Source organism: Mycobacterium sp. NGS50 (assembly GCF_059812545.1).
Genome location: NZ_JCALCW010000035.1, coordinates 43,803 through 56,643 on the forward strand (window position 1 = coordinate 43,803; position 12,841 = coordinate 56,643).

Here is a 12,841-nt window from a genome sequence, read left to right on the forward strand (position 1 = left end):
GCAGATGGGCACGATGCGATAACTGACATACCCATACTTCCCGGTGTCAGGTCTCGCAGACACCAACCAGCTAAGCCACCACAACTAGCTCAGCGCGTCGACCTCGTCGCGCCGTGCTCCGTCCAGGCGGCTGAATGCGTCCTGCTGGTAGAGCTCGGCACAGGAGGACCGGCGGACCTTGCCGCTGGTGGTGATCGGGATGGCGCCGGGGTCCACCAGCACGAAGTCGCCGACCCGGACGCAGTGCGTCTTCGAGATCGCCGCCGTCACGTCGCGCCGGACCGCGTGCATCCGGTCCCGGATCTCCGCGTCCGAGCCACCCTTCTGCTTGTGCTCGACGATGACGACCAGCTCTTCTCGCTGCTCGCCCTGCACCGAGATGGCCACCGAGCGCCCCCCGGAAATCTCCTGGATGGTCGCCTCGATGTCATCGGGGTAGTGGTTGCGCCCATCAACGATGAGCAGGTCCTTGATCCGGCCGACGATGTAGAACTCGCCGTCGGTGATCACACCCAGGTCACCGGTTCGCAGCCACGGTCCCTGCGGGGTACCCGGCGAGGGGTTGACGATGCGCCCGCCGAAGGTCTGCTCGGTCAGTTGCGGCTTGCGCCAGTAACCACTGGAGATGTTGCCGCCGTGCAGCCAGACCTCGCCAACCTTGCCGGCCGGGTTCTCGGTGCCGGTCTCGGGGTCGATGATCCGGGTCATGATGGCCCGCGGCTCACCGATGCTGACCAGCTCGGAACCGGTTTCGCTGGGGCAGGCGTGGCCGGCCGCCAGCTTCTCGTAGTCGAACCGGACCACGGTGGGCCGCTGCGAGCGGGGCGCCGAGCCGGCGTACACCATGGCTTCGGCCAGCCCGTAGGACGGCGCGACCGCGTTGGCCGGCAGGTTGAACTTGGCGAACCGCTCGCTGAACCGCCGGATGGTCGCGGCGTGAATCCGCTCGCTACCGGACAGGATCGTGTGGACGCGGGCCAGATCCAGCCCGGCCATGTCGTCGTCGGAGGTGCGGCGTGCGGCCAGCTCGAACGCGAAGTTCGGCGCCGCGGTGAAGGTGTTCGGGTAGCTGGCCAGCTGCTGAACCCACCGGGCCGGCTTCTGCAGGAACGCCATCGGGCTCATCAGCACCGCTGGAAGGTCCAGGGTGATCGCACCGACGATGCCCAGCAGCAGGCCCATGTCGTGGTAGAAGGGCAGCCACGACACCAGGGTGGTGCCGGGTGGCGGCACAGCACCACTGTCGGAGAAGTAGTCCGCCAGCACCTGCTCGACGTTCACCAGGATGTTCTGGTGGGTGACCACCACGCCCTTGGGGATGCTGGTCGAGCCCGAGGTGTACTGCAGCAGCGCCGTCTTGGTCTGCGACTCCGGCAGGTAGTCCACCGGGGCGTCGAGGTCGATCGCGTCGATCTCGATCACCGCGGGCGGCGGACCCTGCAGGGCACCTACGGTCGACAGCACGTCGTCGACGACCGCCGAGGTGGTCAGGATGGCAACAGGGGCGCAGTCCTTCAGGGCGCCGGAGACACGCTCGTCGTGGCGGCCGAACAACGGCACGGGCAGCGGAACCGCGATGAAGCCGGCCGCGATCGCGCCCAGGAACCCGAGGACGTACTCCATTCCTTGGGGCGCCAGGATCGCGACCCGGTCGCCGGGTGCGCCGCAGCCGGCGACCTCGTTGGCGATTACCTGGGCACGATGCTGGACCTGGGTCCAGGTCAGTGTCTCCGAGTAGCCGGCGGGGTCCACCTCGTAGTCGATAAAGGTGTAAGCAGGCTCATCGCCGTGCTCCGCTACTCGTGCGGCTAGTGCAGCCGGGATGGAAGATACGATCGTCGACAACGCGACACCCCTCCTGGAATCGTGAGAAAAACCTCAACCCCTCGGACCCCGTCATCCCAGGTTGTTCGTACCCGCGCAGGCTAACACGGGCGACGTACAAACCCCTGTTCGACGGTATCCCCTCCGATACCCCATTGTTACCAAGGGGCATATTACGTCACCACAGCCACACCGGATAGTTCTTTCAGCGTTCATTCAGAAATACCACAACAAAATGGCTGGTCCGCGGACCTACGGCCGGCAATACGCGGTGATCTTGCTCTCAATCTCGGCGACCAATTCCGGTAGATGGTCGTTGAGATAGAAGTGATGGCCGGGGAACATCCGGGCGCTGAATTCGGCCGTGGTGCGCTCCGACCAGGGTGCCACCTTCTCGGGAGTGGCGACGTCGTCGTCGTCACCGTAGAAGGCGAAGATCGGGCAGGACACCGTCGCGTCGGGCGGGCAGTCGTAGTGGGTGATCGCCTTGAAGCCGCGCAGCGTCGGCAGAATCCGGGACGCGAACTCCTCGTTCTCTAAGAATTCGGGGTTCACCCCGGTCATCTCGCTGACCGCGTTGAGCAGGCCACGGTCTGATTCCGGGATGTACTCGTAGCCCACCCGGCCGGGTGCGGCAGACGCGGACACGAACAGCGCCGCGATCGGATTTCCGGCTTCCTCGAATCGCCGCGCCACCTCGAACGCGACCAGGCCGCCCATGCTGTGGCCGAAGAAGGCGATCGGCCCGTCCGGAACGGCCTGGGGCGGCACCATCTTGCAGACCCCGTCGGCGAGGTCGGGAATGCCGGTGAACGCGCCCAGATCATGGTTGCCGCCCTTGCCCGGGTACTGCACCGCGACGCGTTTGACGTCGGTGGTGAACTCCTTGGAGAACGGCACGTAGTACTGCGGGGATCCGCCCGCGTGCGGAAAGATGTAGAGCTTCGGAACAGCGTCGGCCACCCGGCTACCCTAGCCGGTGGCCTCGCCCGGCTCGGGATACGGCGCCCCGCAGTCCGGGACCGCCGCGTAGCCGTCCCGACGGGCACGCACCGCGCCCTGGCGGATCAGGGCGGCGGTTCCGACGAACCCGGCGTGGTCGGGCACCACGAACGGGGTCAGCAGCCGGTTGTGCACGAACCCGAAGGCCAATCCGGAGGACGGGTCGGCCCAGCCCAGCGAGCCGCCCAGCCCGACGTGACCGAACCCGGGTAACACCCGGCCGAATGGGACGGCGTGATAGCCCAGGTGGAAGGCCAGCGGGACCAGGATGCTGCGGTCCCATTCCAGGCGGTGCGGGCCGGTCAGCCCGTCCACCAGCTTCCGGGACAGGAACCGGGTCCCCTCGACCTGGCCACCGTTGGCGAGCGTGCCGTACAACCGGGCCAGTGCCCGGGCGGTGGCCACCCCGTTGACCGCAGCGGCCTCGGTGTCCAGGAAGGGGATATCGCCGCGGACGGTGCCCATCACCCCGGGGAAGTAGAAGGCACCGAATCCGCCGTACGGCAGCAGCGCGGCGGCCTTGGGCGCCACGAAGTCGATCACGGGGTTGACCCGCGCGCGTTGCGGCATGATGATCTCGGCCGCTCTGGTCGGTGACCCGGCCGGTGGCCGCCCCAGATGCAGGCCGTCGGTGTTCAGCGGTTCGGCGACCTCGGTGCGGATCAGGTCACGCATGCCGGTTCCGGTGACGGCGCGGGCCAGTCCGGACACCAGCCAGCCGTAGGTCAGCGCGTGGTAGGCGGGTTTGCCGAGCTCCGGACCGGGCCGGGCAGCGGCCAGTCGCGCTTCCATCGCCTGGTGATCCAGCAAGTCCGCCATGCTGACGCCGTGCAGGTGGGTCAACCCGGCACGATGCCCCAGCAGCTGGCGGACGGTGATCGCCGATTTGCCGTTGGCAGCGAAGTCCGGCCAGTACTGCGCGACCGGCGCGTCGTAGTCGATGAGACCCCGGTCGACCAGCCGGTGGATGACGGTGGAGGCGATGCCCTTGGTCGTCGAGAACACCATCGGTGCGGTGTCTGCTGACCAGGGCAGCCGGCCCTGCCGATCCGACCATCCGGTCCACACATCGACGACGGGCTCGCCGTCGAGGTAGACGGCCAGGGCACCGCCGCCGAACCGCCGGCCCGGGAACATGGCGGCGAAGGCGCGTACCGCGCACGCAAAGTGCGCGTCAGCGACCCCGTGCACGCCGTCTGGAAGTGTCATCTGGTCAGCGCTCAGGCTGTTTCGAAGGCTCCGTTGCCCCATATAACGCAATCTACCGGCGTCGGATGGGCAAACGAAACTGACGTTATCTAACTGTTAATCCTCGCAGGCCTGCAGAATTTGCTGTGCGGCCAGCGCCGGCGTGATTTCACCGGCGGTGACTTTGCGTTCCACATCTGCCCGAACCTGACGCACCGCCGGATGCGACAGCACCCGGTCCAGCACGGCGTCGCGCACCATCTGCCACGTCCAGTCGACCTGCTGGGCGCGCCGGCGCGCATCGAACTCGCCGGCCTCGGTCAGCACCCGGCGATGCTGCTCGACGGTGTCCCACAGCTCGGCCAGCCCGGTTCCCTCCAACGCACTCATCGTCAGCACCGGCGGCCGCCACAGCGTTTCGCGCGGATAGATCAGCCGGATCGCGCCGGCGAGTTCACGTGCCGCCGAGCGGGCCTCGGGAAGATGATCGCCATCGGCCTTGTTGACCACGACCACATCGGCGAGTTCCAGGACCCCCTTTTTGATGCCCTGCAACTGGTCGCCGGTGCGGGCCAGGGTCAGAAACACAAAGGTGTCCACCATCTGGGCGACCGTCACCTCGGACTGCCCGACGCCGACGGTTTCGACCAGGATGATGTCGAACCCGGCGCCCTCCAGCAGCACGATGGTCTCGCGGGTGGCCCGGGCCACCCCGCCGAGAGTTCCCGATGTCGGCGACGGCCGGATGTAGGCGTCGGGATGTGCGGCCAGCCGCGGCATCCGGGTCTTGTCCCCCAGGATCGATCCGCCGGTACGGGTCGACGACGGGTCGACGGCCAGCACCGCCACCCGGTGGCCCTGCTCGATCAGGTGCATGCCCAGCGCTTCGATGGTGGTCGACTTGCCCACCCCGGGCACCCCGGTGATGCCCACGTGGTGGGCGCTGCCGGCCCGCGGACCCAACTCCAGCAGCAGCTGCTGGGCCTGCTCCCGGTGGTCGGCGCGGGTGGACTCGACCAGCGTGATCGCCCGTGGCAGCACTGAGCGATCGCCGCGGCGGATGCCGTCCGCCAGGGCTGAGATGGTGTCGTCGGCGGGCGCCATCTACGACAGCTGGTAGCCGAGCCGGTCGGCGAGTTTTTCCAGTAGGCCGGTGGCGGCGTCGGCGATCACCGTGCCGGGCGGGAAGATCGCGGTGGCCCCGGCGGCGTACAACTCGTCGAAATCGCCGGGCGGGATCACCCCGCCCACCACGATCATGATGTCGGGCCGGTTGACCTCGGCCAGCGCGTCGCGCAGCGCGGGCACCAGGGTCAGGTGTCCGGCGGCCAGCGAGGAGACCCCGACCACGTGGACGTCGTTGTCGGCGGCCTGCCGCGCCACCTCGTCGGGGGTGGAGAACAGCGAGCCGACGTCGACGTCGAAGCCGATGTCAGCGAACGCGGTGGCGATCACCTTCTGGCCGCGGTCATGGCCGTCCTGGCCCATCTTGGCGACCAGGATCCGAGGCCGGCGGCCGTCGGCTTCGGCGAACTTGTCCACCAGCGCGGTGACGCCGGCGATATTGCTGCCTTGCCCGACCTCATCGCGGTACACGCCGGCGATAGTACGGATCTCGGCCTGATGCCGCCCGTACACCTTCTCCAGCGCGTCGGAGATCTCCCCGAGGGTGGCCTTGGCCCGGGCGGCGTCGATCGCCAGCGCCATCAGGTTGTTGCCCAGCCCGTCCTCCCCCGCCGGGCCGGTGGCGGCCGCGGCCCGGGTCAGCTCGGCCAGCGCCGCCCGGCAGGCCTGCTCATCGCGCTCGGTGCGCAGCTGCTCGAGTTTGGCCAGCTGTTCGGCGCGCACCCGGCTGTTCTCGACCTTGAGCACCTCGATCTGTTGGTCCTCGGCGACCTGGTACTTGTTGACGCCGATCAGCGGCTGCCGCCCCGAGTCGATGCGGGCCTGGGTGCGCGCGGCGGCCTCCTCGATGCGCAGCTTGGGGATGCCGTCGCTGATGGCCTGCGCCATGCCGCCGTGCTCGGCCACCTCGGCGATGTGGGCGCGGGCGCGCTGGGCCAGCTGGTGGGTCAGCCACTCCACGTAGTAGGAGCCGCCCCACGGGTCGATCGGGCGGGTGGTGCCCGATTCCTGCTGCAGCAGCAGCTGGGTGTTGCGGGCGATGCGGGCCGAGAAGTCGGTCGGCAGCGCCAGCGCCTCGTCCAGGGCGTTGGTGTGCAGCGACTGGGTGTGGCCCTGGGTGGCGGCCATCGCCTCGATGCAGGTGCGGGCCACGTTGTTGTAGACGTCCTGGGCGGTCAGCGACCAGCCGGAGGTCTGCGAATGGGTGCGCAATGAAAGGGATTTCGCGCTCTTGGGGCTGAACTCACCGACCAGTTCGCTCCACAGCAGCCGGCCGGCGCGCAGCTTGGCGACCTCCATGAAGAAGTTCATCCCGATGCCCCAGAAGAACGACAGCCGCGGGGCGAACTTGTCGATGTCCAGACCGGCGTCCAGGCCCGCCTTGATGTAGTCCACCCCGTCGGCCAGGGTGTAGGCCAGCTCCAGATCCGCAGTGGCACCGGCCTCTTGGATGTGGTACCCGGAGATCGAAATGGAGTTGAACTTCGGCATCTTGGCGCTGGTGTAGGCGAAGATGTCGGAGATGATCCGCATCGACGGCTTCGGCGGATAGATGTAGGTGTTGCGCACCATGAACTCTTTGAGGATGTCGTTCTGGATGGTGCCGGCCAGCTTCTCCGGCGGCACCCCCTGCTCCTCGGCGGCCACCACGTACAACGCCAGGATCGGAAGCACCGCACCGTTCATGGTCATCGACACGCTGACCGCGCTCAGGTCGATACCGTCGAACAGCTGGCGCATGTCCAGGATGGAATCGATTGCCACGCCCGCCATGCCCACGTCGCCCTGCACCCGGGGATGATCCGAGTCGTAGCCGCGGTGGGTGGCCAGGTCGAACGCCACCGACAAGCCCTTCTGCCCGGCGGCCAGGTTGCGTCGATAGAACGCGTTGGAGTCCGCGGCGGTGGAGAAGCCGGCGTACTGACGGATCGTCCACGGCTGGTTGACGTACATCGTCGGGTAGGGCCCGCGGATGAACGGCGGCTCACCGGGAAAACTGTCCAGCGGGTAGCCGTCGGCCACCGCGGCGTCGCGGTCGGCGGCGACGTACACCGGCTTGACGGCGATGCCTTCCGGGGTGTGCCACTCCAGTTGCTCGGGCGTGTAGCCGTGGGCGGCTGCCGCGGCGGCGACATGCCCGTCGACGGCCGCCGGGGTGGCCGGCTGCGGGGCGCGGTCACTGGCCAACGCGACACCGGCGAAGTTGGGAACGGCGTCGGTGGCGCCGGCAACAGGTTGGCCGGCAACGTCACTCACGGTCATTGCGATCAGGCCCCCAATCGGGTGAGCAGATTTGACAGGGCTTCGACTGCGTTGATCTTCGCGGTCAGGTAGGCGTCGGGTTTGGCATCGGCTTCGGCGACCGCTTTCTCCGGACCGGCCAGGCAGATGTGGTCGACCGCGGCGGAGCGGGCCGCCGCGACGACACCGGCAACCTCCTCGCCGTAACGGGCGTCGGTGCCGCAGATGACGGCGATGCCGGGTGAGCCGGAGTCGGCGATCACCTGAGCCACCGTTGTGGCATCGACGGTGCCCGGATTGATCGTTTGGATCCCCCCGGACGCCAGCAGATTCGCCGCGAATGTGGTCCGGATGTTGTGCTCAGCCAGCGGCCCCAACGGCAGCAGCAACACCGTCGGGCGTGCGCCGGTGCGTTGCAGCAAGGCATCCGAGCGGTCCCGCAACGCTTCGAAACCGGCCGCGTAGCGCTGCACGACGGTGTCTGCGCCGGCCGTCGGCAGCGCCGGCTCGTCCAGGTTGGGGAACTCGTTGACGCCGGTGATGGCCTTGCGCCGGTGCGCGATGTCGGCGCTGCGCTGCGCACCGACCGCGGTGATCTGCTCGACGATGTAGTCCAGTGCGGCCGGGTATCCGCCCTGGGCGGCGCGCTCCTCGGCAGCCTGGAAGTGCTGCCAGGCCTGCCGGGCCAGCTCGGCGGTCAGATCCTCCACGAACCACGATCCGCCGGCCGGGTCCAGTACCTGGCCCAGGTGCGATTCCTCCAGCAGCAGCAGCTGCGTGTTGCGGGCGATGCGCCGCGTGAAGCTGGTCGAGGTATCCGGCAGGCCGCCCGGGATGGCGGCGTCGAACGGCCGCACCAGCACGGTGTCGGCGCCACCGACGCCGGCGCCGAATGCGGCCAGCGTGGTGCGCAGCATGTTCACCCAGGGATCACGCTGGGTCATCATCGGCATCGAGGTCTGCGCGTGGATGACGGCCGCACCCTGGTCAGCGGCGCCGACCACCTCGGCCACCCGTGCCCAGAGCTGGCGCGCGGCCCGCATCTTGGCGATGGTCATGAACTGGTCGTCGTCGGCGGCGAAGCGAAAACTGATCTGCCGCACGGCATCCGCAACCGGCACCGATCCGTCGAGCAGGCGCAGATAGGCGACCGCGGCCGCCAGGCTGCCGGCCAGCTCCCATGCCGCGTTGGCGCCCTGATTGTGGAATGCCGGGCCGTCGATGGTGATGGTCCGCAACCCGCCCGGGTGGCCCGCGAGCCGTGATGCCACCCCGCGCACATCGTCGAGTGAGGGCGCCGGGCGTCCGCTCAGCGGTGCGGTCAGCGGGTCGGCACCCAGGTCCACCGACAGTGTCTGCCGCGCGTTGGCCTCCAGCTTGTCCGCCAGCGCGAGTACGGCGTCGGCGACACCGGTCAGGTCCGCATCACCGGAGTATTCAAAGACGACCGGGACCAGTTCCAGGTAGACACCGTCGAACAGCGCGTCCAGGTCGGCGGGGGCCACCGCGTCCTGCCCGATTCGCAGCGCCAGCGCGCTGGCCCCTTCGGTCAGGGCGGCCAACAGCGCCCCGTTGGTTTCGGTGACCGACCCCGTGCTGTCGGCGGGGAACGCCTCGGCCACCTTCCAGCCGGTATTGACATCGCGCGTCGCGTCCGCACCGCGCTGGAAGGGCCAGGCGCCCGGCAGCGGCGGCTCGGGCACCGCGTCGAATGCGGTGTAGAGCGCGCGGACCGCGAAGCCTTCGTCGGTCGCCGTCTCCAGCAGACGCTCCGGCTCGTCACCGAGTTCGGCGGCGTCGCGGCGTGAGCTTTTCGCCAGAACCCCGGCCACCGCACGGCGCCAACGGGCGCGGGCCTGGTCTCGTTCGGCGGTGACGTCGACTGACACCAGCGGCTCCTGTGGTTACTCGTGAGTAGCGGCTCGATCGCTACCCGACTGCTGTTAACCAGGCTAAATGATGCCGATCGGGGGGCCGGGCGGAGGTCCACGCAGTGGGAAAACTCCACGCGCGTGACGTGAAGAGTTCACCGTCGGCCCGTAGTCTTAGACAGCGTGACGGCCACCTCCAAGACCAGCCAGGCGCTGCGCGGCGTGTGGGCTGCCGTGCTGGCGACGGCGCGTCAACTGCCCCGGTGGCGGGTCGTGATGACGGTGTTCGGGATCGCGGTGGTGGCCGCGGTGGCGTTGCTGGTGCCGGTGCCGAACGCGGTCCAGGTGCGTGACTGGGCCGCCTCGGTCGGGCCGTGGTTTCCGCTGGCATTCCTGGCCGCGCACATCGTGATGACCGTGTTCCCGTTCCCCCGCACCGTGTTCACCCTGGCGGCCGGGCTGTTGTTCGGGCCGCTGCTCGGGATTCTCATCGCGGTGGTCGCCAGCACACTGAGCGCCGTGGTGGCGCTGTGGCTGGTGCGCGCTGCCGGCTGGCAGATGGGCCGGTTGCTGCGCCACCCACGGGTCGACTCGTTGGATGCGCGGTTGCGCCAGCGCGGCTGGCCGGCGGTGGTGTCGCTGCGGCTGATCCCGGCGGTGCCCTTCTCGGTGATCAACTATGCGGCCGGCGCGTCGGCCGTGCGGGTGCTGCCCTACACCCTGGCAACCCTGATCGGCCTGCTGCCCGGCACCGCGGCGGTGGTGGTGCTCGGCAATGCGCTGACCGGTGATGTCAGCCCGCTGCTGTTTGTGGTGTCCTTGGCGACGGCGGCTGTCGGGGTGGCGCTTTTGGTCTACGAGGCGCGTAGCCACCGCCGGCACCACCGTGCGACGGAGGCCGAATCGACGCCCGAGCCCGCCGTCACGCACTGAACCCGTTCTGGCGTTTCCGCGCCCCTGCGCCCCGTCAGATTGCGCTGGCGGCGGTGGCTGCGCGGTGCGCGCAACCCTGAGCGCAATCTCACTGTGCCGACCCTACCGCTCGACTAAACAAACGTTTACAATAGTAAACGTGCATTCACCCGTGTCCGATGATCGGACCGCGCGAGCCCGAATCCGCGATGAAGCGCTGCGCTTGTTCGCCGAACACGGGCCCGACGGGGTCACGATGCGTGATATCGCAACCGCAGCAGGCGTCTCCCCCGCGTTGCTGGTGCGGCACTACGGCTCCAAAGACGGGCTGATCGACGCTGTCGACGGGCACGTCGTCGCGACTCTGGAAACCCTGCTGGGCGGCATCACCGAGGCCGCCGGCGCCGCCGGCCTGGGCCAGGCAGCATTGCCGGGCCTGCTGGACGGGCTCGCCGCGCAGCTGCCGCCGGATTCCCCGATCCCGTCGTATCTGACCCGCGCCCTGATCACCAACAGCGCGCTGGGTTCGGCGCTGTTCGGACGCCTCTATGACATCAGCAAACGCGCCCTGGATGTGATGGTCGCGTCGGGAGTCGCCAGCGCCGGCCCGGATCCGGCGGTGCGAGCGGCGTTGCTGTTGACCAATGACCTTGCCGTACTGATGCTTCGGGACCACCTGACTTCGGCGCTGGGTGTTGACCCGCTCTCGGCCGAAGGGGCACGACGGTGGGGCGCAGAAGTATTCACAATCTACGGCGCGGGACTGACCGGCGCCGATTGACCCGTCACAAGGAGACACACCATGCCCACTGCACACCCGGCCGTCGCCGTTGCCACAAGGCTATTACGGACCCGGCGCCTGATGCGGGCACCGATCTGGCTGTACCGGTCCCGGCTGGGCCCGCTACTGGGCCCACGGCTGCTGATGCTCGAACACATCGGCCGCAAATCCGGTGCGGCGCGCTACGTCGTGCTGGAGGTCATCGATCATCCCGCCCCGGAACGCTACATCGTGGCATCCGGGTTCGGCGTAAAAGCGCAGTGGTTCCGCAACATTCGCGCGAACCCCCGGGTACGGGTCTATGCCGGCTCACAGTTCCGGGCGCCCGCCACCGCCCGGGTGCTGAGCCAACAACAAGCCGACGACGCCCTGGCGGTCTACATCGATCGGCATCCCCGCTCATGGGCACAATTCAAGGCTGTGCTGGAAGAAACGCTGGGAACCGAAGTGACCGAGACGAATACGCCGCTGCCGCTGGTCGAATTGCGCCTCGACGCTCCCACCCTGTCATGACGGCGCAGTGGGCACGCGCATTCTTCGGTCCGGCACGGACCCGGGCCGAGTCGCTGTTGGGCGTGGCCGGCGGCGTTGTGGTGATCGCCTTGCTGATCGCCTACATTCGGCACACCGGAGGCTGGTCGCAATGGTCCGCGGTGCAGATCCTGGTTCTGGCGCTGACCGGCGGGGACCTCGTCGGCGGCATCTTCACCATCTCCTCCGGCACTGCAAGCCGCTGGTATCACCGCCCGGGTCGGGATGCGCGCCGCTTCCGAACCGGGTTCGTCATCGCGCACGCGGTGCTGTACCTGGTGCCCGTCGCCGTAGTGTTCGACCTGGGGTGGCGATGGGCGCTCGTCAACACGGCGCTGGTGCTGGGCGCCGCCGCCGCTATCGAGGGTGCCCGCACTGACCTCAAGCGCATCGTTGCGTTGTGCCTGACGCTCGCCGCGTCGCTGGTCAATCTGATCTGGCTGCCGATCCCAGCCGCGCTGGCCTGGTTGCCGATCCTGCTCTTCGTGAAGGTGCTGGTGTGCTTTCTGCTGCCCGGGATGCGTCCAGCAGCCTCCCAGGGCTGACCGAGTCGCCGATGGACACGGGTCCTGCCGTGACGACCTCGGCGTAGACAGCGAGGTTGATCCCGCGCTCTGCGGTGAGCGGTTTCAGCCAGCGCCGGTTCGCCTGCACGCCGTCCTGGGCGATGTCGATAATCCGGCACCTTTCGATGTTTGCGACGATGCGCAGCGCGCATCCGCCGATCACCACAGGTCGCCCCATCCACGACTCTTCGGGGAACGGCTCATCGCAGGACACCACGATGTTGACCCGCAGCCGCCGGGGATCGGCGTAGACGCCCAGGTGTCGGCCGCACCAGCGCAGTGTTCCGGTGCTGATCAACGACACCGATCCGGCGTCCTGATGCGGCACGCCGTGTTCGGCTTCTACCCGAACGGTAAACCCCAGAGTGACGCTGAGATCGGCGTCCAGGTTCGGTTCGCCGACGCACCACTGGCTTTCGTCGCGCCACACGGTGACGTCACCGGCTGCGGTGGTATGGGCGCTGTACTCGAAGACCTCGGCGTGGCGCCGGAAACGGCGGGTCGCCTTGCCCGAGGCAAGTGACCGTCGTCGCCTGCCACCGCGAACCACCCGTCGCCCACCAGCCAGCGCATATCCACCTCGACCGAGTCCAACGCCTCCCCGCCCATGGCTTTGACCGGGTACCTGCGCACGACCTTATGCGCTTTCGGGGCGCCCTTGTAGCATCCCTTGTGACCCACCTTCCTGGGGAGTCCCCTGGTCCTGCTTTACGAATGATGCTTGGGAGTCGCCGTTTTCACGGTTATCCACAGTTGCCAGTTCATCCACAATTAGGCAGATCTCACGAGCTATTCGCACA

At 68.3% G+C, this 12,841-nt stretch carries 12 protein-coding genes; 5 read left to right on the forward strand and 7 right to left on the reverse strand.

Features of this window, described 5'->3' with window-relative positions; genetic code table 11:
- Nucleotides 1-84 precede the first annotated feature (84 nt).
- From AC5Y36_RS21105 to mutA, 6 genes are all read right to left on the reverse strand, one after another.
- Nucleotides 85-1,845 (reverse strand): AMP-binding protein, encoded by a 1,761-nt coding sequence (locus AC5Y36_RS21105; RefSeq protein WP_500042912.1) that lies wholly within the window; start codon nt 1,843-1,845, stop codon nt 85-87.
- A gap of 231 nt (nt 1,846-2,076) precedes the next feature.
- Nucleotides 2,077-2,787, reverse strand: a complete 711-nt coding sequence (locus tag AC5Y36_RS21110; protein WP_500042913.1) for a thioesterase II family protein — start codon at nt 2,785-2,787, stop codon at nt 2,077-2,079.
- A 9-nt stretch (nt 2,788-2,796) separates the two neighbouring features.
- Entirely contained in the window at nt 2,797-4,035 is a 1,239-nt protein-coding gene (gene lipL, locus AC5Y36_RS21115; protein WP_500042914.1) for an esterase/beta-lactamase LipL, read from the reverse strand.
- A 96-nt stretch (nt 4,036-4,131) separates the two neighbouring features.
- Entirely contained in the window at nt 4,132-5,118 is a 987-nt protein-coding gene (gene meaB, locus AC5Y36_RS21120) for a methylmalonyl Co-A mutase-associated GTPase MeaB (RefSeq protein ID WP_500042915.1), read from the reverse strand.
- Complete coding sequence (gene scpA, locus AC5Y36_RS21125) at nt 5,119-7,401, reverse strand: methylmalonyl-CoA mutase (RefSeq protein WP_500042916.1); 2,283 nt, start codon at nt 7,399-7,401, stop codon at nt 5,119-5,121.
- 5 nt (nt 7,402-7,406) lie between these two features.
- Nucleotides 7,407-9,269, reverse strand: a complete 1,863-nt coding sequence (mutA, locus tag AC5Y36_RS21130) for a methylmalonyl-CoA mutase small subunit (RefSeq protein WP_500042917.1) — start codon at nt 9,267-9,269, stop codon at nt 7,407-7,409.
- A gap of 165 nt (nt 9,270-9,434) precedes the next feature.
- Here mutA and AC5Y36_RS21135 point away from each other — a divergent pair, with 165 nt between their 5' ends.
- The 4 genes from AC5Y36_RS21135 (at nt 9,435) to AC5Y36_RS21150 (ending at nt 12,020) form a co-directional block, all read left to right on the forward strand.
- Nucleotides 9,435-10,184 (forward strand): TVP38/TMEM64 family protein, encoded by a 750-nt coding sequence (locus AC5Y36_RS21135; RefSeq protein ID WP_500042918.1) that lies wholly within the window; start codon nt 9,435-9,437, stop codon nt 10,182-10,184.
- Nucleotides 10,185-10,323: 139 nt separating this feature from the next.
- A complete protein-coding gene (locus AC5Y36_RS21140; protein WP_500042919.1) occupies nt 10,324-10,944 on the forward strand; it encodes a TetR/AcrR family transcriptional regulator in 621 nt (206 codons plus the stop codon).
- Between the two features lie 21 nt (nt 10,945-10,965).
- Nucleotides 10,966-11,457, forward strand: coding sequence for a nitroreductase family deazaflavin-dependent oxidoreductase (locus AC5Y36_RS21145; protein ID WP_500042920.1), 492 nt, complete (start codon nt 10,966-10,968; stop codon nt 11,455-11,457).
- Nucleotides 11,454-12,020 (forward strand): hypothetical protein, encoded by a 567-nt coding sequence (locus tag AC5Y36_RS21150; RefSeq protein ID WP_500042921.1) that lies wholly within the window; start codon nt 11,454-11,456, stop codon nt 12,018-12,020. The genes AC5Y36_RS21145 and AC5Y36_RS21150 overlap by 4 nt, the downstream gene beginning before the upstream one ends.
- Here AC5Y36_RS21150 and AC5Y36_RS21155 read toward each other — a convergent pair.
- Nucleotides 11,902-12,369, reverse strand: a complete 468-nt coding sequence (locus AC5Y36_RS21155; protein ID WP_500042925.1) for an MOSC domain-containing protein — start codon at nt 12,367-12,369, stop codon at nt 11,902-11,904. The genes AC5Y36_RS21150 and AC5Y36_RS21155 overlap by 119 nt on opposite strands.
- Here AC5Y36_RS21155 and AC5Y36_RS21160 point away from each other — a divergent pair.
- Nucleotides 12,361-12,564 carry a hypothetical protein gene (locus AC5Y36_RS21160; RefSeq protein WP_500042926.1) on the forward strand — a complete coding sequence of 68 codons (204 nt, stop codon included), beginning with the start codon at nt 12,361-12,363 and terminating at the stop codon, nt 12,562-12,564. The two genes, AC5Y36_RS21155 and AC5Y36_RS21160, sit on opposite strands and share 9 nt — an antisense overlap.
- Nucleotides 12,565-12,841: the final 277 nt, after the last annotated feature.